The following is a 24,555-nucleotide window of genomic DNA, read 5'->3' as shown; positions in this document are numbered from 1 at the left end:
TCAGTGAGTACGAATCCGATGGTGTCCGTTGGTCTGTGGGCGATTGCTGGCTACGTGGTCTTTTGCTTTATTGTCGTGACCGCAGCCTCTGCGGTGACGCCTCGGCCGTGTGGCGGTAAGCCGCCGTCGTTCTTCAATCCGGTGGCCGGCGTCGGACTGTTGGTCGGCCGCTCTGACTGGATCTCGCGAGAGTGTGCGCCCGACCTGGCTGCAGTCTGGTGGATCGTGAGTGGTGTGCTAGTCGCGGTCGCGGCGCTCGCCGTCGGGGGAGTGCTCGGCTGGAAGATGTGGAAACAATCTGGTGCATGGCTCCGGCAAGACATCCTCAGCAGGGACGGCGTGGCCGGAAGGGCGGAAATTGTTCGCGACTTTGGTTCCCGAGCCGTCCGACGTCGTGGCCTGTACACGCGTCCAGGGCTCAGTCGACCGAGTATCCAAGACGTCTCATGGACGCTCGGGCGCTCGCGGGGTGTGACCATCCACGTCTCAACGGAAGAGTCGATGGTTATTCAAGGTGCGCCGCGGTCGGGCAAGGGCCTGTATGTGGTCATCAATGCGATCCTCGATGCGCCAGGGGCGGTGGTCACGACGTCAACGCGTGCCGACAACTTGGTGGTGACCATGCGGGCCCGGATGAGTGACGGGCGACCTGTGACGGTGTTTGATCCGCAGGGCATGTCGGGGCTGCCGTCCACGCTTCGGTGGTCGCCTGTCCGTGGGTGTGGGGATCCAGATATCGCAACCCGTCGAGCCCTGGTGATTACTGCAGATACCGAGATGAAGGGTGAGAACGCGGCGTGGCAGAAGCGCTCGCTGATCGTCTTGCAGTGTCTCCTCCACGCAGCGGCTCTGTCCGGGGAGGGTATTGCTGCTTTCCGCCGTTGGTCTTCCAGCCCGGTCCTGGCACGCGAGGCATTGGACGTCCTCGGACGTACGGGAGCGGCCCTCGGTTGGCAGTCGGACTTGATGGGGATACTGGAGGACGATCCGCGCAATACCTCGAACTCTTGGATTGGAGTCTCTGCGGCGGTCGCACCGTTGTCCTCGCCACGGGTATTGGCGGCGCTGAATCCCCAGGACGAAGCCCAGGAGTTCGACCCGAAAGCCTTTATCAGACAGCGGGGGACCCTGTATCTGATCGGCACCCGCTCCGGAGCTGCCGCAGCGGGTCCGTATTTATCCGCGCTGATTGACGACATCGACAATGCTGCCCGCGAGATGGCGTTCGTCTCGGCCGGCGGGCGGCTTGATCCACCGTTGTCACTGATCCTGGATGAGATTGCCAACCTGTCTCCTTGGCCGGGGCTTCCAGTGGTGCTCTCTGATGGCGGAGGGATTGGTATTTCGACTCTAGTGGTCCTTCAGTCCTTGTCTCAGGCACGTAGCGGTTGGTCGATTGAGGAAGCGGCGACTATTTGGGATTCCGCGATCATCAAGGTCATCTTCGGCGGTGGGTCTGACGAGCGTGACCTGCGCTCGCTGGCGGGTCTGCTGGGGGAGCGCAGCCTCATCATGAACACCCGCTCCTGGTCCGCTCAAGGCCGCCAGGACGGCGAACAGATCCGGGATACTCCGGTGATCCGCCTGGACGAGATCCGTCGTCTTCCTGTTGGTACTGCCCTCATGCTTGGTCGACGGACTCGACCCATACTTCTTGACCTGCGCGATTGGCACAAACGCAAGGACGCTGCTGAACTGGGCCGTTCGAAAGCTGAAACGGAGAGGGAGTTGGCTGCTGGTCACCTGACCCGGCAGGAATCCAACACTGGGGATGAATCATGAGCACCCATGCCGACGATGCCGACTTCGAAGTTGGCCGCGTCTCGGACCTCGACGATGAGCTGACGGCTGAGCTGTTTCGCTCGTCGTTTCAGCCCTCGCCCCGCACGGTGGGCCTCACTCGCCGGTGGCGGGATATGTCATCTGAACAGGCTGAGTTTGTTTGGCAGAGCCTCTTTGAATGGGTTCGATGGTTCGTCGCCACCTATCAGCTGACCACCTCTGTGGTGCCGGATTGCTGGTGGCGGCATTCGGAGGTGGTGGCCGAGCTGTACGCGCTGCAGCGAGCTGAGATGGCTTCTTTCACTGCCGATGACTCGGGCTTCGGGCCGTTGGCGTTCCACGAAAGGCTCCCACACGCCGTCGAGCGTCTCCGAACCCACACGAGAACCGCAGGGTGCGTTGGTCTGCAGAGCCACAAGGAACCGGTCACCAGGATTGTGCCAGCGGAACCGGCTTTCGATGACTGGAAGTTTAGCGCTCATCAGTTTGGTTCCTGATCCGGTCATGGCGTCCTGGCTCGGGCCGGACATGGATAGGTGATCCCTTCTCAGGGCTGACTCAGAAGTACGAAGGATGGCTGCCGTGACCGCTGCACCTGAATCGAACGCTCACCTGCCTGGCGGGACGGACGACGTCGGCCTTCCACCGACCGTTCGAATGTCGCCTGAGGAGCGCATCGCGAGTCTTACGGAAGGACTTCACGCTGCACTTGAACAAGCGATTGAGTCACCGGCGCGGTGGCAGATCTTGCTCGACGCTTCGGCGACTCTGTGGCGTTATTCAGGGGGCAACGTCGCCCTGCTAATGGCGCAGATGGCGCAGCGTGGTACCGAGGAGCCGACGCTGGTGGCCGGCTACAAAGAGTGGGCGCGTCATGGGCGGACGGTGCTGCGGGGCGAGCACGCGCTCTGGGTGATTGCGCCGCGGACTGCTTCCATGCAGGAGTTGAAGATGGCCGATGGTCAGCGGAAGCTGCTGCCCGTGGCCCAGGCAGCCCCGGTTGATGCCGTCAGCCTTGGCAAAAAGAACGTCGTCACGGGTTGGCGAGGCCAAGCAGTCTTTGACGTTACCCAAACGGAAGGAACACCGATCCTGGTGCCGCGCGGGGGCGTTGAAACCGGGGAGAATCTGGATGAACTGTGGCGGTCCCTGTGTGAAGTCGCGAAGGAACGCAGCTTCCGGGTGGAGGTCTCAGGTGTCCAATACGGTTATACGAGTGGCTACACCGATTTCGACGCTCGTCGGATTCAAGTTGGCCTTTGGATGAGCAGCGAGGAGCGCGTGGCGGTCCTTGCCCACGAACTAGGGCACGTCCTGTTGCACGGTCCGGATGACAGTGTTGGGCGGCTCTATGGCAGCAGCGCGAATCACCGCGGCTTGGCTGAAGTGGAGGCCGAATCGGTTGCTTACACCGTCCTCAGGGCTCATGGCATTGATCGTGGGCCACAGTCGGCCACCTACTTGGCCGGGTGGGCTGACGCGGTCATCAGAACCGAGAAGGAACTGCAGGAGGGGCGTGCTCCGACGTCGCGCGTGGAGATCGCCAAATCCGTGCTGGGGCGGGTAACGGCGGCAACCAAAGGCATTCTCGCTATTTCGGATCCTCCTGGCTTTGGTGGGAAGTTTGCTTCTGTCAGTGCCTCGCCTGCTGTGACGGCTGCTGCCTCATACGCCGGCGTGCCCGGTCCGGGTGCCTCGATGCCTGGCCCCGAGCTTGCTGGTCCCTGAACGAATCAGTTGTCCGATGGGAGAGGCCCGTTGGCGAAGAAAGGTACCAACCATGAACACGAAAATTCCCATCACCATTGCGGGAAACCTTGTCGCAGACCCCGAGCTCACTATCGGGGAGTCCGGTACGCCGCATGCAAAGATCCGGGTCGCTGTGAATCAGCGCATCCAGAATCCGGATGGCACATGGCGTGACGGTGAGCCGGTCTTCCACAACGTGTCGGCGTTCCGAATGCTGGCCGAAAACGCCGCAAGCTCACTCAAGAAGGGTGATCCGGTGACCGTCTCGGGCGAACTGGAATTCCGGTCGTACGACAAGGACGGTGAGCGCCGCGAGGCTCGACGCATCATTGCTGACACCATCGGTCCTGATCTGCGCTTTGGGACAGCTACGTACCAGCGCTCTGCCCGTGCCGTCACGGAATCGGAAGTCACAGTAGAGGTAACTGGCCCGGAGGCAACCACCGCGACGGGCTGGCCCGCCTACAACGTGACGACCAAAAGCCCGGTGGTGTCGTCCCCTTTTGGCGGGGCGGGGACTGACATGTCCATCTGATCCGCTCCTGCAACTCGCTGCCCACGTTGCATGTCGGTGACGTGGGCAGCTCTCTGTCTGCGTTCGAATCTCTCGCATTCGAATATGTGTTCTAATCTAGTTCTATGAGACCGAAGCAAGACTCCATCGCTTTCGCACGCATGATGGCCCAGATCGAGGCCGACGGCAATCACCCGAAGCCGGACGACGGGAAGATCATCGAGCTCGACCTTGGCAAGCAGCCATTGGTTCGAGTGGGAGAAATCTATGGGCGGGCGATCAAGTACACGAGGTCGTTTGGGTTGGTGGAGTGGGTGGATGACCGGCGGGCCTATCAGGTGGAGTGGTTCCCGGCTGGGCAGATCAAGAGGGTGGACCAGGAAGCGTGGCGGGGGCGGCCGCTCTAAAGAGCACCCTGCCCTTGTGCTGGAGCTGACAGATACGCGCCCTTTACGGTTGCGGGTAGCTTTTACCGATCAGAGCTGCGGCGCCCACGTGAGGACGTGGTCAGCTGCTATCGAGTAGGTTGGGGGCCACGGCGTGCCGGGACGCACCTGTTCAGGGTCCGGGCGGATGAGGAGCACTGATCCGGGCCAGATCGGTTCGGAGAGTGCTTCGATCCAAGCGGGCTGGATGTAGTCGAAGCGGTTCCAGCGGATTGTGATCCAAGCTCCCGTTGGCTGTGGAGAGTCAACGCTGAGTACGGTCACCTCGGTGGTGGTCACGGCGGTGGTCTTCACGGATTCCAGTACCTGCCATTGCGCGTGGCTTGCAGTCTTCCACACGCGATTGTCATGGATCCGCCTGTACCAGACGAAGGACAAGATGAGACCTGCCGCTGCGACTACTGCCAGGGCCCAGCTGCTAGTGGGAAACGAAAAACTCATCGCTGCCAGCGGGATAGCAAGTGCCAGTGTCACCGCGCTTATGACGATCAGAGCGGGTGTCGCAACTTTCGGTTTGAGTACTGGATTTACCTGCATGCCCTTTCTCTACTTCCCAGTTTAAAGCTGCCAACCCGTACTGATAAGGCGTTGCTGAGTTTGCATTTCGTTGAAGCCGACGACGGCTGTCGGCTCAAGACGTGACTGGGATGCCTTTTGGACTGCCACTTGGAGGCGTTCCCATTGCGATCGCTGTTCCCACTCCCAGGCGGCCGGAGCAGTACCGAGCGGGAGCAGGGAGTGGTGAATACCCCAATGGTCTCTATAGACGGCAACTTCGCGCACCAGAGCAGCAATCGAGTACGAATCCACTTGAGCCCCGAGTTCATCGAAAAGGGCTGTCTCCCAGTCAGGTTCCTCAAGTAGTGCAGCCCTGGCGACCAGTTCCGTACGGTTCCCGATCCGCCGTCGTACTTGATCCAGAGTCTCTTTCAAATCGTCGCGCTCGACGACGAGCTGTTCTGTCATGGGATCGATGGTTGTGTGGGGCATCGCGGAGCAGTAGCGGCGAAGGCGTGAGTGGATCACTGCCGTGAGGTCATTGGCCGTGGCGGCGGACTCCAGGGATTCTGAGAGCACGCGATGGGCCCCTGGCCGACTGGTGTTTGTCCCCTGGCGCCATGCAGCTACTGCCGGTCCCCAGGCGGGTGAGGCTCGTAGTGTGTCAGCCATGCCGGGTGAAAGGGCTTTAAGACAGCTTGCCAGATCGGCGCTCGCCGCTATCTGAGCCAGATAGTCGTACTCGCGGTTCAGCCGTTCAAGGCTGTCCGCGTGGGCGCGCTCACGGTCGCGAATCTCGTGGGCCGTTCGCTCAGCGCCCTCCGAGGCCAGGACTTCGCAAAGTACCGCCCGCCAGCTGGATCGCGCGCTCGGGTCAAGGATCTCGTCCTCGTCGGGATCGTTCTCACTGACATAGACCGTATTGGAGAGTCGTCCACGGGTCATGCTGACGTACAGGAGTTCCCGGGTGAGTCGGCCAGGTGTGACTACGACGTGGGCGGAGTCCACGGTGATGCCCTGGGATCGGTGGGCCGTGGTGGCGTATCCGAGCTCAACGGATGCCTCCAGATACGAGGCGCCGAGTTCGACCGTCGCGCCGGTATCCGTCCGCCGAGCACGTAAGGATCGGTGGCGTGCGTTGACACCGAGTACTTCCAGGAGTGTCCCGTTCCGAATGAACGCACCCTGGTCGTCCACAAGAGATCGATCATTTCGACGGGCAATGACGATGTCGCCGCGACCCGCCTGCAGCCCATCCCTCAGTATGAGTGTCTGTTCTGCGTCGGCGACGCCCAGGATCACCCTGTCAGCTTGGGCCCGCTGGTTGAGCATGTTGACCGTCTCGTTATCAGGGGCAATGAGCACCGAAGCCTGCCCTGAAAGGACATCGGAGTGCCAAGCCGCGTACGCGCGATCCATCATGTCCAGATACGAGCCGTGAGTTATCCGCCTATGATGCTCGTATTCCTTGAGCACGGACATGTCGCCATCACGAAGACCGACGGAAGCAGACCCCTCCCATGCGTGCTGGAAGCGCCAAATGGAACTCAACCTGGCAGCTTTGCCTTGCCGGTCGAGCCAGCCAAGAACTCCGCCGGCGTCGATGGAATCAAGCTGAGCCGGATCGCCGACCAGCAACACCTTCGCCTGGGCCTGTTGGGCTTGCGCCACGATGGCCGCGAGCTGCTGGGTCGAGACCATTGACGCCTCGTCGACCACCACAAGCTGATTCGCCCTGAAGGTCCATTGAGTCTGCTCCGCCGCCAACCGGGTGATCCGTTGCTCAAGAAGAGACTTCGCAGCGGTCGTAGTCCCGCGTGAGGTGAGCTGAGACTCCGCATCAAAGAAAGCCGAACTCCTTTGCGCTGCTCCGCTACCCACAGACTCGTAGAGCCACTTAGAGACATTCTCAGCAACGATAGCCAACTCCGAGCCAAGAACCTCGGCGCTCGCAGCCGCCGGAGCCAATCCGACAACGCTGCCCGGCCCGAACTGCGCTTCCCAAGCCGCCTTGATTGCGCCGAGGGTTGTGGTCTTGCCCGTACCGGCTGGGCCAACGATGGCGTCCAGTCGATGTGAGCTCAGCAGGACTTCGGCGGCGGCAGCCCTTTGGTCATCGTGCAGCTCCGACGTGCCGTCCTTTCTGTACGAGGCAAGTGACGCCATGGCGACATTCGCGCTGACAGCCAGGCCGCCGTCGTCGTTCCTTGCCGCAAGAATCTGGTCCTCGAAGGCGAGGGTCGCCTCATCCGTGTAGAGACGCGATCCGTGAAAATCGAAGACGCTCCGGTTTGCGAAACGTAGATCGTCGGCAGCCTCGGCAGGGAGGCTGTAGCGGTGTTCGTTGAGCGGCACCGACTGGATCTCCGCAGCTGTGGCGACGGCGTCGATCATCGCGTGACGGTCCTCCGGCGAGGCACACCGGATCTCGGTGCAAACGCGCTCGGCTTCCGCAATTAGGTTCCAGCGATTCCAGGTGGAGCGCTTTTCAGCCACATGCTGCCGGGTGACATGCCCGACGGCGGCAATCCAGTCAGGGGCGAAGTCGCCTATGCGGAAGGGTCGGTAGTGCGATCGGCGGACGGTAGAAGCGACGACCCGCTCGGGGTCGAAGCCTTTGGTCCGTGAGCGATCGCGCCAGATGGCGGAAAGCTCGCGTAGGGGAGTGGGGGCGGCTTCTTTGGGGGTTCTTGTGGAAAGCGTCGCTTGTTGCCGCAACTTGACGGTGGTGGTTGCAGATGGGCGGGTGCCGTGCTCGGCGATCCAGTCGTTGACAAGGCGGTCGGTTTCGGCGTCGATGAGCCTTGCTCGGTTGGAGAATTCGCGGATGAGGGCGTCGTCGATACCGGTGAGCTGTTGGCTCGGGTTGTGGGTGTTTTGAGCTGGTGCGCGGATGTCCGTGTCGGTTCCGAGGTTCCGTTTGAGGGCGTCGAAGAGCAGGCCGTTGTAGTGTTCGCTCGCAGCGACGACTGCCCTGTAAAGGCTCCGCGAGTCGAGTGTGGTCCAGGCGTCGTCGGTGATGCGCTGGACGCGGTTGGCGATCACGACGTGGGTGTGGAGTTGCGGGTCGCCGGCTCGTGATTCCCAATGGTCGAAGGCGGCGGCGATGACACCACGTGTGCCGAGGTGGGTTATGCCGTTTCGTCCGGCTCGAGTGTTGATGACGAGGTCCTCCAGCCAACGGATCGTTGCTTCGACCGCGTCGTGGTGGGATTGCAGGACCTGTTCTTGGAGTTGGCGTGGGCTGAGGGCCCAGAGTGCCGAGACGGATTTGGGGACGCTGAAGGTGAGGTCGAAGCCGGCGACGGCGTGGTTGGTGGTTTGTCCGCGCTTCTTTTGGGTGATGGTGGCTTCGCCATTAGCGCGGCCGAGAGGCGCCGTTGTGTCAGGGTGCTGGGCGCCTTGGAAAATCGACCTTGCGTCGGATTCCGTGACCAACTGTCCGTGTGTCCGGTTGATGCCGTCGAGTCCGCGACCGATCCAGCGGCCCTGGGGTGTGCCGGCGGCCATGTAGTAGCTGATGGTGTCCGCGGGAGTGGGACGGGTGTCGTCGAGCATTGTCGTCTTGAAGAGGTACTTCAGCCCGGACTTTACGGACAAACGAGCGATCGACATCGTCATGCACGAAGCGCCCCGGTTCTGCTCTTGTTGGGGAGCCAGCCTCGACGGCGGAGGATGCCGACGGTGGTTGGGTCGAGGGCGACACCTTTCACCTTCGACACGTGGACCAGCGCTGCCGCCACGTGCGCAAGGTCTTGGACGTTGGTGCGCTGGGCTCGTTTCAGACGGAGAACCTCGTTGTGCAGGAGGCCGTTTCTTGCGTCGAGCTCGTCGTAGATGGCGTGGAGACGCTCGAGTTCGGTCGATTGGGACCTTAGTTCGGTGGTTAGGCGATCGATGTGGTGCTGACAATCCCTGTTGTTTTCTGTTCCTGGCACTGCAGGATTCTTCGTGTTCACGACCGTTCATGGTGACGGATTCGAGCGCGTGCATGACGATTCCCCTCAAATTCGAAGCGCCGGCCTTGGATGCCAGAGGTGTGGAGAGAACGGCTGCTCGTGCAGTGAGACCGTCATTTATGGTAAGTGGGGAGCTTGTCAAGTTTTTTGTGTAAGTGATGGTGCGGTGGTTAGCCCAGATAGGTTTCGATTCGTTCGGGGTAGTTCAGTGCGAGGATCCCGAGTGCTTCGTTCCATCCGGCGCTTTGGGATCCTGAGATTAGTGTGTGGACGGTTTTGCTCTTGTTCTCGTTGGCCTGGCCGTGGAGTTTCTCTCGGTCCCTGTTGCGTTTGTCTTCGATGTTGCAGATAGCCAGCCAGAGGAGTTTGACTGCTGCGGCAAGAGATAATTTGTGCATCCACCGTTTGTGGTGTCCTGGGCGCAGGAATTGGCTGGCCACGTCAAAGGGGCATAGAACCGGGAATGTGATGGGTTGTCTGAGAATCAGGTGTTACTGAGGGTTCCGGCGATGACACCCGTGGAGGTTTTGCGGGCATGGCCAACCCGGCCCGTTTGTTGTGGAAGTGTTTCGTCCTTTTATCGGGGCGTTGACCCCCGACATGAGCGCCTGGTCGGGACCCTCGCTGGTAAAACGATGAGCGGCACGATCGCCACTGGGGCATCCTGCTGGCCGTTACTGACGCTGGTTTTGGCAGCGGCCGGGATTTACGCAGCGGGAGCGTACCAGCGCTCCGAGGAGAGCCGCAGGGCAGGATCAGCTGTGGGGATCAAGGAGACGAAGTCGCTGCCGGATACGCCCTACGTACTGTTCCGCAAAACTGCAGACGGGCAGGGTCATGGAAATGCTGCCACCGTCTCGTTGTCCGCCCCGGAGGGCACTCGAGCTGTGCGCGAGCAGCCCTGCGACCGAGTTACGGTACCCCCGGCAAGGTCGTAGATCTTCGGACGAACCGGGTCTGGTGACAACATTTTAGGCCGCGGTCCCGGATCACAATTGGCAGCAAGAACGCTCTGGCCCCTTCCCGGCATCCCAAGCCGGACTCGGGTGAGGCCGGGTCCATAATTTCCACGACGGGTCTTCGTGTCGTGTCATTCCTATACGACGGCCGGTTTCTTTACGGCCACGGAGGTAAGCCTGCCCGCAGGCGTTTCGGGGAACCTGGAAGATCTTGCGCTCATGGTGAACGGTGAAAGGGTTGCTGGCAGCGGACAAGAACATATGGGGGTGTGACGTTCGCGCCCGATAAGAGTGATATTTTCTACGCGACGGCGGCATCGTCCGGGCGTCTCTGGCTGGTCCGGGGAACCATCAGCGGCCATACCTTGACGGCTGTTCATGAAAATGTTGAGTGTCCTTCGATGTCGCCGAACGGCACCAGGGTTGCGTGCAAGTAGAACGTCGCCGGAGCATTGAGCGCGCATTGGAACTTGGCACTGCCGGATCTGGCAAGGGGCAAGGAAGCGGCCCTTTCGGAGAAGCACAGTGTCGATGATCAGATCGAATGGTTGGATGATTGGACTTTGCTGTACGGTCTCGCCGACGGGCGACCGCGGGGGACACGCACATCTTAAAGCTGCGGACGGATCCAGACTCGCAGCCCAGCTTTGTCATTGAACGTGGCTGCCCGCCCCAGCGTGGTCCGCAGGTAGCTGGCCCGGGTTAACGGGTGCTCGGAGCCACCTGCGCAGAGCACCAAGAAGTCACTGGAGTTCTGGAATTGGCTGGCGCCTCCCACCGGACGATGTCGGGCTCGGTGAGGGATCGGGCGGGGCCGCCGGCCGTGAGAGTCGATACAGATGTGAATACGCCGGATCCGTAAAGATAGCCGCCGTTGTTCAGGCCCACCCGCCGTGAACAATCCGCTGACCCATGTGTCGGCGAAGAATGCTGGAGGGCAATTCTGGAGTTCTGTGACTCTGAGTCCATCGAGGTCTCCAGCTCCGAGCTCAGGCGGTGATGACCCAGATTGCGTCGGAGGCGGCCAAGCCAAGGTCGATGTCGGTGTTGTGTCCCCGGAGCCGGATCGTTGTGAGGTCCGCGTACGGGCGCCTTTCGAGGACGTCTAGTTCGGTATCCGGGGCCAGACCCAGCTCGGTAAAATACCGCAGCATGTGGGGGTCTGCGTCGGATATGCGGGTGACCGTCACGGTGGCGCCGGCAGTCGCGGCTGTGAGTTGGGTTGCGGCGGGCAGTTCAGCCCTGCCTTCCGGGGAAGGGATGGGGTCCCCGTGAGGGTCCCTGGCCGGACGGCCGAGCCTGTCGTCGATGCGGGTGATGAGTTTGTCCGAGACAACATGTTCAAGGATTTCGGCCTCCTCGTGCACTTCATCCCAGCCGAATCCGAGCACCTCGACAAGAAATGTTTCCAACAGGCGGTGCCGCCGGACCATGGACAAGGCGTGTGCGCGTCCTTCAGCGGTCAGTTCGATGCTCCCATAGGGTGCGTGAGTGACCATGCCTTGCGTGGCCAGCCGCTTAATGCCATCAGATACGGTCGACGGCCGAACGCCCAAGCGCTCAGCCATGACCTTAATGGTGATCGGATTATCTGCCCATTCGGTCGCGGACCAGATCAGCTTTAGGTAGTCCTGAGCGGCTGGGGAGAGATCTGTAACAAGCATGACTTCATCTTACCGAGTCATCCGTCAGATGTTAGGCTGAACGAACAATATTGTTTTCAATGATGATCTCTAGGAGTCGGTGTGCCGAAATTCAGTTTGGAGCGGCTGCTTAGCCGGCGGTCGATGCTTACAGGAGCCGCGGCGCTGGCCGCCGTGCCGACCCTGCAAGCCTCCGGCGGCCATGACCATTCCGGGACTGCTGGAGGTGCCCAGTCCCCTGCGGTGACAGGCTCCATGGCGACACAGCCGAGCCGTACGGGCGGCATCAGCCCTGCGGCCGCGAACAACCATGCGGGGCACGCAGGATTTGCGGGCGGTTCAGTCCCGGTTGAACGTGCGGGCATCGATCCCACAGCCATCCTCCGCGACTTCGACCGCGGCAAGACCAGCACACTGCCTGATGGGCGGACGCTGCGTGAATGGGACATCGTCGCCGTGGACCAAGACTTCGAGATTGCCCCGGGAGTGGTGTTTCCGGGGTGGAGCTACAACGGTCGTATCCCGGGGCCTACCCTGTGGGCGCGGGAGGGGGACCTACTGAGGATCCACTTCACAAACGCCGGTGCGCACCCGCACACCATGCACTTCCACGGCGTCCACCGCGCCGAGATGGACGGCACACCCGGCATCGGGGCAGGGTCCATCGCGCCTGGCCAGTCCTTCACTTATGAGTTCGACGCCACACCCTTCGGCACGCACCTTTATCACTGCCACCAATCACCCCTGGCGCCGCACATTGCCAAGGGGCTTTACGGCGGGTTCATCATTGAACCAAGGGAGGGTCGCCCGAAGGCCGATGACGAGATGGTCATGGTGATGAACGGCTACAACACCGACGGCGGGGACGACAATGAGTTCTATTCCGTCAACGGCTTGCCCTTCCACTTCATGGACTTTCCGGTGCAGGTGAAGCAGAACGCACTGGTCCGGATCCACGTGATCAACGTGCTCGAGTACGACCCGATCAACTCCTTCCATGTGCACGGGAACTTCTTCCATTACTACCCGACCGGAACGATGCTGACGCCCAGTGAGTTCACTGACACCATCTCCCAAGTGCAGGGCCAACGCGGGATTGTGGAAATCCGCTTCCCATACCCCGGCAAGTACATGTTCCATGCCCACAAGACCGAATTTGCCGAACTCGGATGGATGGGCTTCTTCGAGGTGACCGCAGCATGAGCATCGACGAAAAGACCGCCACCACTACCGTGTCACTGCAGCCCAGGGCCCCCAAACCCAGGTGGCTGCTCGGCCTGGCCCCGCTGGCCCTGATTGCCGTCCTGGCCGGCCTGTTTGCCCTGCTGAACGGTCCCGGCCTGGTGAAACTCGCTGACGGCGTCCCTCCCAAGGAAGACGTCGCCGTTGAAGACGTACGCTTCCTACCCGGACAGATAGAGATCACAGCCCGCAACGAAGGCCCCGACCCGGTCGCGATCGCCCAGGTCAACGTCTCGGACTACTACGCCCCGTTCACACAGACCCGCCAAACCATGAACCCGCTGGAGTCCACCACCCTGACCATCAGCTACCACTGGGTTGACGGGGACCCCTACGAAATTGCCCTGGTCACCTCCATCGGCGGTAAAATCGCGGCCACCGTCGACGCCGCTGCGGCCAGCCCGGAGCGAGGCGCGTCCTTTTTCGGCCTCATGGCCCTGCTGGGAATTTACGTGGGCGTAATTCCGGTTGCCTTGGGCATGCTCTGGATGCCGTTCATCCGCCGCTCCTCCGCCGCGTGGACCCGCCTGTTGCTCGGCGTCACGGTCGGACTTTTGGCTTTCCTGGCCGTCGATGCCACGTTTGAGGGCCTGGAGCTGGCAACAGGAAGCGCAGCCTTCGGAGGGCCACTACTGGTCTTCATGGGAGCCCTCGTCGCCTACCTGATCCTGGAGGGGTCCGATGCGTGGATGCGCAGGCACCAAGACGTCAGCAGCATGGGCCTGCCCACGGCGTTACCGCCTCGCCGACTGGCGCTGCTCATCGCCATCGGCATCGGCCTGCACAACCTCGGCGAAGGGCTGGCCATCGGATCTGCCTACGCCGTCGGCTCCCTGGCCCTTGGGGCAACCCTGATCGTCGGCTTCGCGCTCCACAACACCACAGAGGGCCTGGCCATCGTCACACCCTTGGCGAAGGAACCCGCACGCCTGGGCAGGCTAGCCCTGCTGGGCCTGATCGCAGGCGCACCCGCCATCGCCGGGGCTCTCATCGGCGCCACCGTCGTCCAGCCCGCGCTCTCGGCCTTCCTGCTCGGACTCGGAGCCGGAGCCGTCGCCCAAGTCGCCATCAGGATCCTGCCCCTGATGAAAAACCGGAACGGAAAAGTCCTCACCCCGCTAACCGCCGCCGGCATCATCGCCGGGCTCGGCATCATGTTCACCACCGGACTGCTCGTCCTGGCCTGATGGTCAGTGCCCCCGGCTTCTTGGCCGGGGGCACTGACACTTGAGTACATGTTTGCCTGAATACAGGCCTGACTGTATTCTAGAGCCCATGGAAACCCTTACGCAGGCACCGGTGCTGGCCCGATTTGGCTACGCCGTCTCGGATCCCACGAGGGCGCAGGTATTGCTATCCCTGGCGGAGGCACCGTCCTATCCTTCTGATTTGGCGGACTCGATCGGGGTGTCCAGACAGAGCATGTCCAACCACCTGACGTGCCTGCGTGGCTGTGGGCTGGTGGTTGCTGTTCCAGACGGGCGGCGGACCCGGTATGAACTCACCGACGAACGCCTCGGCCATGCCATCAAAGACCTGCTCGGGGTCGTCCTGGCAGTTGATCCTGCGTGCTGCGCTCCTGACGGGACGTGCCTGGTATGAGCACTGCACTGCAGGCACCTGCACCGGAGCGCCGGCTCGTTCTCATGCGCCGCATCCGGCTGTTCGCGGCCGCCACCATCACCTACAACGTCGTCGAAGCCGTGGTGGCCCTCTGGGCGGGCGGCGCCGCTGACTCCTCGGCGCTGATTGGATTCGGTCTTGACTCGGTGATTGAGGTAGCCTCCGCGGTGGCCCTGTCCTGGCAGTTCTCCGCCAAGGACCCCGAACGCCGGGAACACCTGACCTTGCGGATCATCGCGCTGTCCTTCTTCGCTCTGGCCGCGTTCGTCACCATCGACGCTGTCCGGTCACTGACCGGCGGGGGAGAGGCCCAGCATTCAACCCCGGGCATCATCATTGCCTCCCTTAGTCTGGCAATCATGCCAATCCTGTCTTGGGCGCAGCGCCGCGCCGGGCGTGAGCTCGGTTCCAAAACTGCGGTTGCAGATTCCAAGCAGACGCTGCTGTGCACCTACCTGTCCGCTGTCCTGCTGATCGGACTGGTCTTGAACAGCACTCTGGGCTGGTGGTGGGCTGACGCCGGAGCCGCCCTGGTCATCGCCGCCATCGCGGTCCGCGAAGGCATCAACGCCTGGAAGGGTGACGTCTGCTGCACCGTACCTGGAGCCAGCGAGGCCGACGCAGCCCCGAAATCCCACGGCACCGCTACTGATGACTGCTGTGGACCTGATAGTCCGGAACCTGCCCCGGCACAGACTCTTGTCGCCCCTTCGTTCGAGACCAGTGCTGAGGAAACGCAGTGCTGCGCCGGATGCAGCACCGAAGAGAACACGCTGCCGCACGTCGTAGCGACCCCCGGCCCAAAAGAACCGAGGTAAGGGTCGTCCAGTATCCTACCTATCCTTACGAGAGTTGCCCCTTAAGCTCGAGCTCTACCCCGGCAGCGGTTGTGCCGGAGCAAGCGGCAAGCAGTTGTTCGGCCAGCCGCACCTGGGTAACCCATCCTCGCGGACCATCAACGCGGCGTGGCCGAACCCATCCTCGCGGACCATCAACGCCGCTGGCCGAACCCTTCATCCCGGACCCACACGCAACGAAAGCATCCAGCACCCATGACACAGGCACCACCGAAGTCCCGACCGCCAGCCGATACCGCCAAAAAGGTCCGCACCGTCATATGGATCCTGATCGCTGCCGTCGTCGCTGCCGGGGTGATCTGGTTCGCCGTTTTCACGGCGACCAAACCAGCCCCCGCGCCAGTGGTCGCACCAGCGGGCGGGGGACAACTCGTGCGTGAGGACAGCCACCGCGTCACGGCCCCGGTCACCGAGAAAGCCCAACTCGTGGAGTTCCTGGACTTCGAGTGCGAAGCTTGCCGGGCGGCCCACCCGCTGGTGGAGGAACTGAAAAAGGAATACGGGGACCGGATCACCTTCGTGCACCGCTACTTCCCGCTGCCCGGACACCGGAATTCCGGCACGTCCGCCCTCGCTGTCGAAGCCGCGGCCCAGCAGGGCAAGTACGAACAGATGGTCAACAGAATGTTCGAGACCCAGGCTCAATGGGGCGAAAAGCAGGACTCCCAGGCTGCCCTGTTCCGCAGCTACGCGCAGGAACTCGGCCTGGACATGGCCCGCTACGACGCCGATGTCGCGGACGAAAAGACCAGGGAACGAATCCGCAAGGATGTCTCAGATGGCACCGCCCTTGGCGTCACCGGCACCCCGACGTTCTTCCTCAACGGAAAGCAACTAACACTGAACAGTGAAGAACAATTCCGCCAGCTCCTTGACGACGCAGCCAACTAGATCTTTCCGGCCAAGGCCGGCAGGACCTCATAGACCCCAGGAGGAACCTTGCCCATGACCGCATCCAGAAGCATGACCAAAGCCCGCCGGTTCCGGCTCGTCATGATCGTTGTGGCAGCGGCCATGCCGCAGGCCCTTGCCACGCCGTCGAATGCCCAAGCGTCGTCGCAGGCTACTGTACCAACACAGCCGGCGGCACCTGGAAGCGTCCGTCCTGATGACAGCAACGGTCCACTGGTTGCCGGTCTCGCGGCAGCAGTCGTCGCTATCGTCGCCGCTGGTTTCTTCTTCTCCCAGAGGTCCCGGCGGAACCAGCCATAGGGTGGGGGCGAGGAGGCAGCAGCATCGCAGCAAGAGCGGTGTCAAGCGCGGATTGGACCTCACGGCTGTCGCCCTTAAGCGATGTGAAGCTGATCCTGTTCCATTTGCGACGGACCGACGATATGGTCACCATCGGTGGCCTGGACGTCAGCGCACCCATCCTGCCCCGAACGGATCCGGAAGCACCTGACAGAAGGCTTGATCCCACGCGTGCACTCTTGGAGGGCGGAATTACCGCTGCGGGAGGAGAATCACGCGGTGACCATGGTCCGCAGGCACAGGCTTTTCTGACAACCTCATTGACCGGATCAATGAATCGCCCAGTCGCCCACAGAAACCGAATCCGGTCACGCTGTCCGACGAAGGGCGCACGCGCTCTGGCCGAACCTGAACACGTGGCGGCTGCCGCTCGGGAGTCCCGGTGTCCAGGACCACCCCTTCACACGGCCCGGCCTGGCCCGCAGCAGCACCCACACCGCCACTGGCCGTAACTCACGACCGCTGTCGGATTCGCAGCCACACTCGCCTTGTTCACAGATGGACGCCGTGGAGCGGGACGTGGCAGACCAGACGTTACAACCCCTTCCGGGTGCACGGTGGAGAACTTGGAGCCACGGCCAGTCCCGACGTTGTGGCCTTTTGGACTGGACCCTTTGAATACGAGCACGGAAAGTTGGCAGCGCCCGGAACAGAGAGTTCGTCGGCCTTGCGAGCTGTTACAGGGCGGGCGGCCTGCGTTAAGCAGATAGCTGCCCATCACTGGACACCGATACCCCTTGGGGGTATCCTCAACTACGTCAGAATACCCCATGGGGGTATGAGGTTTGAGGAGGATACGTTGACCACCAGCACATACCACGTGACCGGAATGACGTGCGGGCACTGCGAGAGTTCGATCCGTGAAGAAGTAGTGAAAGTGGCGGGCATCGAAACGCTTACCGTCAGCGCCAAGACCGGAACGCTCACCGTAACGAGCCCTACCGGGGCGGACGACGCAGCGGTTATCGCAGCCGTCGTGGAGGCCGGCTACTGGGCGGTGCGTGCACGATGAAGGTCCCGATGAAGCTTGGCCTTTTTGGGGCGGGGCTGGCGGCAGTGTTCGCGGCCTCCTTTGCTGCCGCGGGCGCCGTGGGTCCCGTCCAGAGCCCATCGACCCCGACGCAGTCAACCGCCGGGCCTGCAAAGGACGACGGAGCCGCACAAGCTGCCTCAGCGGTCACCGGGCTGTCCATGGAGGAGGGCGGTTTCATCTTGAAAGATGTCTCCTCGCCCGGCTCAGCAGGTCAACAAGGGACGCTGTCATTCACCATCGCTGATGCTGACGGCAATCCGGTCACCGCTTTCGAGACTTCCCACGACAAGAAGCTGCACCTGATCGTGGTTCGCACCGACGGGACCCAATTCCGTCACGTCCATCCCACGATGGATGACACCGGCACGTGGTCGCTGCCTTGGGAGTGGAAGACCGCCGGGACCTACCGGGTTTATGCAGACGTCGTCCCGACAGCCACCGCCAGCAACATCACCCTGACCCGGACGGTGCAGGCCGCAGGTGAATTCACTCCCGTCCAGCCGGCTCCTGTCTCCACAACGGACGAAGTAGGCGGCTTTGACGTGGCACTCACCGGCTCGCTGAGCGCCAGCGAAGAAACGATGCTCAAGGTCACCGTGACCCGTGACGGACAGCCCGTCACCACACTGCAGCCCTACCTGGGTTCTTATGGTCACCTTGTCGCCCTTCGTGAGGGTGACCTAGCCTACCTCCACGTCCACCCCCAGGGGAGAGAGCCCCAACCCGGAGCCTCATCAGGCCCAGACGTGGAATTCATGACCGAAGCGCCAACCCCGGGACCGTATCTGCTCTACCTGGACTTTCAGGTGGAGGGGAAGGTGCAGACGGCAGAATTCGTCCTCAACGCGACCGGAACCTCATCTGCCACGACGGCAATGCCCGCAGACTCTGCCGTTCCGACTGACTCTGCGCAACCGGGCAAATCGGCTGACCATTCCGGCCACTGATCACCGCGCACGCATGCCTGAACGTGCCTGTTGGCGCAACAACCAAGGAGGACCCCATGTCCGCACCATCGGCCCGGCCCGACGCAAGCGGCAACATCATCGAGTTGGAGATCGGCGGGATGACCTGCGCCTCCTGCGCGATGCGGATTGAAAAGAAGCTGAACAAGCTTGACGGCGTGAGCGCGACTGTAAATTATGCCACCGAAAAGGCGAAGATCATCAACCCTGCCGGCCTTGATCCGTTGAAATTGATTGCCGAGATCCAAAATGCAGGTTACTCAGCGGCGCTGCCGGCACCCGACATAGACACGCAGACCGGCTCCCAGGCGGGGCAGCCTGACGCGGAACTAACGTCGCTACGGAACCGGATGATCGCGTCCATCACACTGTCCGTGCCGGTCATTGCGATGGCGATGGTCCCGGCGCTGCAATTCACTTACTGGCAGTGGGCTTCCCTAACGCTGGCGGCCCCGGTGATCGTTTGGGGGGCGTGGCCCTTCCACAAAGCCGCTTGGACAAACCTACGCCACGGCACCGCCACGATGGACACGCTTGTTTCGGTCGGCACATCCGCTGCACTGCTGTGGTCGATCTTTGCGCTGTTCTTCGGAACCGCGGGGACTCCGGGCATGAAGCATGGGTTCTCCTTCACCATCGGCCCCTCCGATGGAACCGGAAACATCTACCTGGAGGTCGCGGCGGGTGTCACCATGTTCATCCTCACTGGCCGCTATTTCGAAAGGCGGTCCAAGCGCCGGGCCGGTGCAGCGCTGCAAGCACTGCTGCAGTTGGGCGCAAAGGAAGTCGCGGTGCTCCGCGAGGGAACCGAAACCCGGATCCCGGTCGAGCAGCTCGCCGTCGGTGATGAGTTCGTTGTCCGCCCTGGTGAAAAGATCGCCATGGACGGAGTGATCGTCTCGGGCACCTCGGCGGTGGATGCCAGCTTGCTCACCGGCGAGTCAGTCCCGGTGGAGGTCGGAGAGGGCGATAACGTCACCGGCGCGACAGTTAATGCCGGCGGCCGACTGGTCGTTCGCGCCACGCGGGTTGGTTCTGACACCCAGCTGGCACAGATGACCAGGCTTGTTGAGGACGCCCAGTCGGGCAAGGCCGAGATCCAGCGACTTGCCGACAAGGTCTCCGGGATCTTCGTCCCGATCGTCATCGCAGCAGCCGTAACCGTGTTGGGCGCCTGGACCGGCGCCGGTTTCCCGCCCAGCGCCGGGTTCACCGCCGCCGTCGCGGTCCTCATTATTGCCTGCCCCTGCGCCCTTGGGTTGGCAACGCCGACGGCGCTGCTGGTCGGTACCGGCCGTGGCGCCCAGCTGGGCATCCTGATCAAGGGACCCGAAATACTCGAATCCACCCGCAAGATCGACACGATCGTCCTCGACAAGACAGGAACGGTCACGACCGGCAAGATGACCCTGCTTGACGTGTTCCCCGCCAATGGAAACTCCCTTGAGGATGTGCTTCGCCTGGCAGGGGCACTGGAGGACGCCTCCGAACACCCGATCGCCCAAGCAGTCGCCAAGGGCGCAACCCGGCAAGTTGGCCCGCTTCCTGTTCCGGAGTCGTTCACGAACGTCGAAGGCAAAGGCGTTCACGGCATCGTGGAAGGACATGCCGTGATCGTCGGGCGTGAAAGCCTGCTGGCGGACTGGTCCCAGCCCCTTCCTGCTGCTCTGGCCCTCGCCAAGACCGCAGCGGAATCCGAAGGCAAAACCGCGGTCACGGTCGGCTGGGACGGCGAAGCCCGCGGTGTGCTCGTCGTTGCTGACGCTGTCAGGACCACGAGCGCCCAGGCCATCGCGCAGTTCAAGGAACTCGGGTTGACGCCGGTGCTCCTGACCGGTGACAACAGGGCGGCTGCCGAGCAGGTAGCAGCCGAGGTGGGAATCACCGAAGTCTTTGCCGAGGTAATGCCAAAAGACAAAGTCGACGTCGTCACCCGTCTGCAGTCCGAAGGCAAGATCGTTGCCATGGTCGGCGACGGCGTCAACGACGCCGCGGCCCTCGCGCAGGCGGACCTTGGCCTGGCCATGGGAACCGGGACGGACGTCGCGATCGAGGCCGCGGACATCACCCTGGTGCGCGGAGATCTCCGCTCCGCAGCGGACGCCATCCGGCTCTCCCGCAAAACCCTCGGCACGATCAAGACAAACCTGTTCTGGGCCTTCGCCTACAACATCGCCACCATCCCCTTGGCCGCGTTGGGACTACTGAACCCGATGCTCGCAGGAGCCGCCATGGCGTTTTCCAGCGTGTTCGTGGTCAGCAACAGCCTTCGCCTCAGGTCCTTCAAGTCCAAAGCCACCACCGCGTCAGCCACCACGGCGCCGCAGACACCCATACCGCAATTGCAGGGCGCGTGACCAGAAACGTGCCGAACCCACCGGGCCCGCGCCCCACACTGTCCAGCAACCGCCACCTGGCATAAACCCAACCAAGAAGGAGAACCAATGTGCACCGCCCACAACCATGATCAGGCCACAGCCGGACAAGCCGCTGGTCAAAGCCATAAAGACACCCACACCCACAGCCACGACGCGGTGAAGCTGGAGCACGAGCCGGACGACCTCGCCGAATGCCCCGTCATGCCCGGCAACATGGTCGTCAAATCCGATGCGGACGCCGACGGCATGTACCGCGACTACAACGGGACCCGGTACTACCTCTGCTGCGAAACGTGCGTGGCACTTATGGACGCCGATCCTTCACAGTACGCAAAAGTACGCTAGCAGCCCGAAAACCATGCCCTGCAGCACCAGCCGGCGCGCAACCCAAAGACTTCCCGGTCACGCGCCGTCGAGTTAGCCGGGATGCCGTGAAAACCATCGCGGCACGATCCACATCCCGTTCCATTTGAAAGGAAACACATTCCATGAGCAACAGTTGCTGCGGCACCAACGCCGGCAAAGACATGACTCTCACCTCCACCGTATCCCCATCGATTGAGACCCTTCCAGGCTCCGAAACTGCCGATCTGGTTGAGTGCCCGGTCATGACCGGAACCCAGGTGGTCAAAGCCGACGCCGAAGCGGCCGGCTTATTCCGCGACTACGAGGGCAACCGCTACTGGTTTTGCTGCCCCGGCTGCGGTCCGGTATTCGATGCCGACCCGACACGATACGCCATCGTCTGAGTAACCGTGGTGGTGCCGGCTCCGGTCGGCACCACCCCAAACTTTTGGGCAGGCGGCCTCTGGGAGATACGCCGAGCCCCGTGGAAAAAGACACGAACTCAGCCCTGGAGGCCGTGTGGCGTCAGGCGCAGGCAAGGAGGCTCTCAGCCCCCTGTTCGCAGTAACATCTGAGCATGCGCCTAGGGTAATGCCCCGGACTACCATCACAGCGCGCACCGCCGGGCGAACGTGTCGATCGCCCGTTTTACACCACTCAGGCAGCGTGCGCTGTAGCTTCCCGTCTCCGGCAGCGCGTCGGGGCACCTTTGCCTGATGAGGCATTGAAAGATGGACTCTGCCACCATCGATTGTGGAAGCACTGAAAATACAACCGCAAGGACGTCATGGAAACCGCACCCGCCATTGAGGCCACCGCCGACTCATGCCACAGCGCCCATGGATACATTGGTGACAAAAGCAAATACCTCGCCCGCCTTAAACGCATCGAAGGCCAGGCTCGCGGCATCCACCGCATGGTTGACCAGGAAACCTACTGCATCGACATCCTTACCCAGATCTCGGCGCTCACCAAGGCGCTGGAAGGGCTCGCGCTCGGGCTCCTTGACGACCACCTCCGGCACTGCGTCATCGATGCGGCCAAGCTCGGCGGTGAAGAGGCAGAAATCAGAATCAAGGAAGCCTCCGACGCCATCGCCAGGCTCGTCCGCTCCTAAGGTTTCCACATCCGTCGGTTGCTCCATCGACAAGCCAGAGCAGCGGCTGCCGCAATACCCGCCAGACGGCCCGGCAACTGCGCGAACTCAAGGGACATGAAGAAAACCGCCACGGAGAACCTCTCGTTTGAGAGGCCCACCCGCGGCGGCCTTCTGTGTCTTTCCTATCATTCCGGCGGTGAGAAAAACCTAGTCAGTCTCCGGCCCGGTGCAGAACTCGCAGTCGTCCTGGCAGACGAACGCAGGAGACACACTGCGCAGTGTCAACATGACAACCTCCTTCCGTGTCCCATGTTCTCGTTGCATGACCTTGTTCTGTTGGTCGTGGGCCGGGAACACGTCGCCGGGTCCGGGTCTCAACGCGTTACTGTCGGCCAGGCCGTTATTGGGCTGACCGGCGCCGCTTGAGCCATCCGCGGGTGTCCACGGAGAGGCTTGAGAGGGAGACGGAAAGTACGGAAAGGAGCACGAGGGCGAACCCGGGCACCAGGACCGCCAGGGGCGACCGCTCCACATAGGGCATGGCCTCTGCCAGGACCAAGCCCCATTCGGGGTGCGGTGGTTGCGCTCCGAGGCCCAGGAACCCGAGGGCCGCAAGTGCCAAGGCAACACCGGGAAGGCGCAGCATGGCGTGCCGGAATACCGGGCCGAAGACACCGGGGAGGACATAACGCAGCATGACGCGGGTGGGGCTGACTCCCAAGACGGGGGCGATCTTGACATGCGCCTGGGCCTTGACTTCGGTGACCAGGGCTGCGGTGTGTGCCGCAAGGGGCGACCAACTCACCACGGCAACAGCGATCGCGGCGCCAATCGTGGATGTGCCCAGGATCGAGGCGACGATCATGCCGGCGATGATTGGCGGTGCGGCGTTCGTGATCTCGGTGGGACCGGTGGCAAGGTTGGGAAACATCCCGATGGCCAGGCCAAGCACAAGGCACACAATGACCACCAGAAGTGCGATACCGATGGTTGACATGGCGCCGTGCGAGATACGCGCCAATACGTCCCGGCCACTGGCGTCAGCACCCAGTGGGATAGCCAGCGAGGGGAGAGCAAGCCGCCCGTGTGCTGTCGCGAACGGATCGCGCGGTAGCCCGGCAAGAACGATTACCAGCAGCAGGCCCAGGGCTGTTGCCGGAACAATCCAGGCACTCCGCCGACTCGCCGCGGCGGGAACAGGGGTGGGAACGGACTTGGCACGCAGCGCCGGGCCAAGGAGCAGCTTTCGGAGCATACCGGCCCCCACCCCCATGACCGCTGCGAGCAGCATCAGGATAATGACACCGGCCTGCAGCGTCGGCATGTCCTGAGATTCGGCGGCAGCGAGAGTTGCCCGACCGATTCCGGGGATGGCAAACACCTGTTCCACGGCGACGGCGCCGCCGACGGTTCCCACCAGCACCAGGCCCAGCTGGGGTGCGATCGAAGGCAGGCTCCGCCTGGTGACGGCCAATGCGATGCGCCTCCGCGAGAAACCGGACACCGACCAGGTTGCCACCCAACGTTCGGTGAAGGTGGCTGAAACCGCGTCGGAGAAGAGCCGCCCCAGGTAGCCACCGCCTGGCAGGCCCATGGCAAGGGCTGGCAGGACCACGTAGGAGAGGCCATTCCACCCGTAGGGAGGGAACCACCGCAGGATTACCGCACCCAGGACCAAGAGCAGGGCCGCAAGGAGGAATTCGGGGAGGGATGTGAAGACGGCGGCGAGGGCACCGGACGTCCGGTCACCGCGCCCATTGAGCCCGCGCCTGAAGGTGGGAATGCTCAGCAGCACCGCCATGATGATGGCCACGGTCAAAGCAAAAGCCATCAGGGTCACGGACACTGACAGGGCGTTCAGCATGCCGGGCAGCACGGGCGTGCCGTCGGTCCAGGAGTTTCCCCAGTTGCCGACAACGACGCCGCTGAGCCAGTTCCAGAACAGGACGAGGGGTCCGTCGGCGAGCCCGAGTTCCTCGCGGATCGAGTTCAGCGCCTCCGGGGTGGGTTCCATCTCCGAATAGCGCGAACGCAGGATGGTCAGGGCTATGTCCCGGTTGGAGAGCGAGGGCAGGACGCCGAGCATGAAGACGACCAGAGCGAACGTGAGGAACCGGGAGGCACCCGGGATCCAGGCCGGGGTTCTGCGATCGCCGTGGCTATTGCGCCGGCTACGGCGCAGCGTCTGGGTAACAGAGACTGGTGCAACCAT

23 protein-coding genes are annotated in these 24,555 nt (G+C 62.5%); 17 read left to right on the top strand and 6 right to left on the bottom strand.

The features are described from left to right. Nucleotides 1-3: 3 nt before the first annotated feature. The 5 genes from ACH488_RS05210 (at nt 4) to ACH488_RS05190 (ending at nt 4,452) form a co-directional block, all read left to right on the top strand. Complete coding sequence (locus ACH488_RS05210; RefSeq protein ID WP_397322706.1) at nt 4-1,782, top strand: type IV secretory system conjugative DNA transfer family protein; 1,779 nt, start codon at nt 4-6, stop codon at nt 1,780-1,782. Beyond that, nucleotides 1,779-2,279 (top strand): hypothetical protein, encoded by a 501-nt coding sequence (locus tag ACH488_RS05205; protein ID WP_397322705.1) that lies wholly within the window; start codon nt 1,779-1,781, stop codon nt 2,277-2,279. Before ACH488_RS05210 ends, ACH488_RS05205 begins: the two co-directional genes overlap by 4 nt. An 85-nt stretch (nt 2,280-2,364) precedes the next feature. Continuing rightward, complete coding sequence (locus tag ACH488_RS05200; protein ID WP_397322704.1) at nt 2,365-3,510, top strand: ArdC-like ssDNA-binding domain-containing protein; 1,146 nt, start codon at nt 2,365-2,367, stop codon at nt 3,508-3,510. A gap of 52 nt (nt 3,511-3,562) precedes the next feature. Next, nucleotides 3,563-4,066: a single-stranded DNA-binding protein gene (locus ACH488_RS05195; RefSeq protein WP_397322703.1), complete on the top strand. Its 504-nt coding sequence runs from the start codon at nt 3,563-3,565 to the stop codon at nt 4,064-4,066. 104 nt (nt 4,067-4,170) lie between these two features. Next, nucleotides 4,171-4,452: a hypothetical protein gene (locus ACH488_RS05190; RefSeq protein WP_397322702.1), complete on the top strand. Its 282-nt coding sequence runs from the start codon at nt 4,171-4,173 to the stop codon at nt 4,450-4,452. A gap of 69 nt (nt 4,453-4,521) precedes the next feature. Here ACH488_RS05190 and ACH488_RS05185 read toward each other — a convergent pair whose 3' ends face one another. From ACH488_RS05185 to ACH488_RS05165, 5 genes are all read right to left on the bottom strand, one after another. Continuing rightward, nucleotides 4,522-4,830: a hypothetical protein gene (locus ACH488_RS05185; RefSeq protein WP_397322701.1), complete on the bottom strand. Its 309-nt coding sequence runs from the start codon at nt 4,828-4,830 to the stop codon at nt 4,522-4,524. 219 nt (nt 4,831-5,049) lie between these two features. After that, nucleotides 5,050-8,610 carry a MobF family relaxase gene (gene mobF, locus ACH488_RS05180; protein ID WP_397322700.1) on the bottom strand — a complete coding sequence of 1,187 codons (3,561 nt, stop codon included), beginning with the start codon at nt 8,608-8,610 and terminating at the stop codon, nt 5,050-5,052. After that, entirely contained in the window at nt 8,607-8,927 is a 321-nt protein-coding gene (locus ACH488_RS05175; protein ID WP_397322698.1) for a hypothetical protein, read from the bottom strand. Before ACH488_RS05175 ends, mobF begins: the two co-directional genes overlap by 4 nt. A 191-nt stretch (nt 8,928-9,118) precedes the next feature. Further along, the gene (locus tag ACH488_RS05170) at nt 9,119-9,346 is read right to left on the bottom strand and encodes a hypothetical protein (protein WP_397322971.1); all 228 of its coding nucleotides are present in this window, start codon (nt 9,344-9,346) and stop codon (nt 9,119-9,121) included. A gap of 1,550 nt (nt 9,347-10,896) precedes the next feature. After that, nucleotides 10,897-11,571, bottom strand: coding sequence for a metal-dependent transcriptional regulator (locus ACH488_RS05165; protein WP_397322697.1), 675 nt, complete (start codon nt 11,569-11,571; stop codon nt 10,897-10,899). An 81-nt stretch (nt 11,572-11,652) separates the two neighbouring features. On the opposite strand from ACH488_RS05165, the gene ACH488_RS05160 reads away from it, so the two are divergent. The 12 genes from ACH488_RS05160 to ACH488_RS05105 all read left to right on the top strand — a co-directional run bounded on the left by ACH488_RS05160 (nt 11,653) and on the right by ACH488_RS05105 (nt 22,361). Then, nucleotides 11,653-12,753 carry a multicopper oxidase domain-containing protein gene (locus ACH488_RS05160; RefSeq protein ID WP_397322696.1) on the top strand — a complete coding sequence of 367 codons (1,101 nt, stop codon included), beginning with the start codon at nt 11,653-11,655 and terminating at the stop codon, nt 12,751-12,753. Beyond that, a complete protein-coding gene (locus ACH488_RS05155; protein ID WP_397322695.1) occupies nt 12,750-13,979 on the top strand; it encodes a ZIP family metal transporter in 1,230 nt (409 codons plus the stop codon). Before ACH488_RS05160 ends, ACH488_RS05155 begins: the two co-directional genes overlap by 4 nt. Nucleotides 13,980-14,067: 88 nt before the next feature. Beyond that, a complete protein-coding gene (locus ACH488_RS05150; RefSeq protein WP_397322694.1) occupies nt 14,068-14,394 on the top strand; it encodes an ArsR/SmtB family transcription factor in 327 nt (108 codons plus the stop codon). Beyond that, nucleotides 14,391-15,233 (top strand): cation diffusion facilitator family transporter, encoded by an 843-nt coding sequence (locus ACH488_RS05145; RefSeq protein WP_397322693.1) that lies wholly within the window; start codon nt 14,391-14,393, stop codon nt 15,231-15,233. The genes ACH488_RS05150 and ACH488_RS05145 overlap by 4 nt, the downstream gene beginning before the upstream one ends. 234 nt (nt 15,234-15,467) lie before the next feature. Next, nucleotides 15,468-16,163, top strand: coding sequence for a DsbA family protein (locus ACH488_RS05140; RefSeq protein WP_397322691.1), 696 nt, complete (start codon nt 15,468-15,470; stop codon nt 16,161-16,163). Between the two features lie 54 nt (nt 16,164-16,217). After that, entirely contained in the window at nt 16,218-16,484 is a 267-nt protein-coding gene (locus tag ACH488_RS05135) for a hypothetical protein (protein WP_397322690.1), read from the top strand. Nucleotides 16,485-17,322: 838 nt separating this feature from the next. Then, complete coding sequence (locus ACH488_RS05130) at nt 17,323-17,535, top strand: heavy-metal-associated domain-containing protein (RefSeq protein WP_397322689.1); 213 nt, start codon at nt 17,323-17,325, stop codon at nt 17,533-17,535. An 8-nt stretch (nt 17,536-17,543) separates the two neighbouring features. After that, on the top strand, nt 17,544-18,503 hold the full coding sequence (locus tag ACH488_RS05125) for a heavy-metal-associated domain-containing protein (RefSeq protein ID WP_397322688.1): 960 nt from the start codon (nt 17,544-17,546) through the stop codon (nt 18,501-18,503). A 56-nt stretch (nt 18,504-18,559) separates the two neighbouring features. Then, entirely contained in the window at nt 18,560-20,878 is a 2,319-nt protein-coding gene (locus ACH488_RS05120; RefSeq protein WP_397322687.1) for a heavy metal translocating P-type ATPase, read from the top strand. 87 nt (nt 20,879-20,965) lie between these two features. Continuing rightward, entirely contained in the window at nt 20,966-21,244 is a 279-nt protein-coding gene (locus ACH488_RS05115) for a hypothetical protein (RefSeq protein WP_397322686.1), read from the top strand. A gap of 143 nt (nt 21,245-21,387) precedes the next feature. Next, a complete protein-coding gene (locus ACH488_RS05110) occupies nt 21,388-21,648 on the top strand; it encodes a YHS domain-containing protein (protein WP_397322685.1) in 261 nt (86 codons plus the stop codon). Between the two features lie 383 nt (nt 21,649-22,031). Next, a complete protein-coding gene (locus tag ACH488_RS05105) occupies nt 22,032-22,361 on the top strand; it encodes a metal-sensitive transcriptional regulator (protein ID WP_397322684.1) in 330 nt (109 codons plus the stop codon). A gap of 382 nt (nt 22,362-22,743) precedes the next feature. Here the strand turns inward: ACH488_RS05105 and ACH488_RS05100 are convergent, their stop codons facing one another. Further along, nucleotides 22,744-24,555 (bottom strand): ABC transporter permease subunit, encoded by a 1,812-nt coding sequence (locus ACH488_RS05100; protein WP_397322683.1) that lies wholly within the window; start codon nt 24,553-24,555, stop codon nt 22,744-22,746.

The sequence above is a fragment of the Paenarthrobacter sp. NPDC018779 genome (genome assembly GCF_044391085.1).
GTDB lineage: Bacteria > Actinomycetota > Actinomycetes > Actinomycetales > Micrococcaceae > Arthrobacter.
This window is presented reverse-complemented; position numbering and strand designations above follow the sequence as displayed.

What these genes read in the sequence shown, in the direction of transcription:
- ACH488_RS05205 (WP_397322705.1), top strand. Translation starts at nt 1,779, where the DNA reads ATGAGCACCCATGCCGACGATGCCGACTTCGAAGTTGGCCGCGTCTCG.
- ACH488_RS05195 (WP_397322703.1), top strand. Translation starts at nt 3,563, where the DNA reads ATGAACACGAAAATTCCCATCACCATTGCGGGAAACCTTGTCGCAGAC.
- ACH488_RS05190 (WP_397322702.1), top strand. Translation starts at nt 4,171, where the DNA reads ATGAGACCGAAGCAAGACTCCATCGCTTTCGCACGCATGATGGCCCAG.
- mobF (WP_397322700.1), bottom strand. Translation starts at nt 8,610, where the DNA reads ATGACGATGTCGATCGCTCGTTTGTCCGTAAAGTCCGGGCTGAAGTAC.
- ACH488_RS05170 (WP_397322971.1), bottom strand. Translation starts at nt 9,346, where the DNA reads ATGCACAAATTATCTCTTGCCGCAGCAGTCAAACTCCTCTGGCTGGCT.
- ACH488_RS05165 (WP_397322697.1), bottom strand. Translation starts at nt 11,571, where the DNA reads ATGCTTGTTACAGATCTCTCCCCAGCCGCTCAGGACTACCTAAAGCTG.
- ACH488_RS05155 (WP_397322695.1), top strand. Translation starts at nt 12,750, where the DNA reads ATGAGCATCGACGAAAAGACCGCCACCACTACCGTGTCACTGCAGCCC.
- ACH488_RS05150 (WP_397322694.1), top strand. Translation starts at nt 14,068, where the DNA reads ATGGAAACCCTTACGCAGGCACCGGTGCTGGCCCGATTTGGCTACGCC.
- ACH488_RS05145 (WP_397322693.1), top strand. Translation starts at nt 14,391, where the DNA reads ATGAGCACTGCACTGCAGGCACCTGCACCGGAGCGCCGGCTCGTTCTC.
- ACH488_RS05140 (WP_397322691.1), top strand. Translation starts at nt 15,468, where the DNA reads ATGACACAGGCACCACCGAAGTCCCGACCGCCAGCCGATACCGCCAAA.
- ACH488_RS05135 (WP_397322690.1), top strand. Translation starts at nt 16,218, where the DNA reads ATGACCGCATCCAGAAGCATGACCAAAGCCCGCCGGTTCCGGCTCGTC.
- ACH488_RS05125 (WP_397322688.1), top strand. Translation starts at nt 17,544, where the DNA reads ATGAAGCTTGGCCTTTTTGGGGCGGGGCTGGCGGCAGTGTTCGCGGCC.
- ACH488_RS05120 (WP_397322687.1), top strand. Translation starts at nt 18,560, where the DNA reads ATGTCCGCACCATCGGCCCGGCCCGACGCAAGCGGCAACATCATCGAG.
- ACH488_RS05115 (WP_397322686.1), top strand. Translation starts at nt 20,966, where the DNA reads ATGTGCACCGCCCACAACCATGATCAGGCCACAGCCGGACAAGCCGCT.
- ACH488_RS05110 (WP_397322685.1), top strand. Translation starts at nt 21,388, where the DNA reads ATGAGCAACAGTTGCTGCGGCACCAACGCCGGCAAAGACATGACTCTC.
- ACH488_RS05105 (WP_397322684.1), top strand. Translation starts at nt 22,032, where the DNA reads ATGGAAACCGCACCCGCCATTGAGGCCACCGCCGACTCATGCCACAGC.
- ACH488_RS05100 (WP_397322683.1), bottom strand. Translation starts at nt 24,555, where the DNA reads ATGGTTGCACCAGTCTCTGTTACCCAGACGCTGCGCCGTAGCCGGCGC.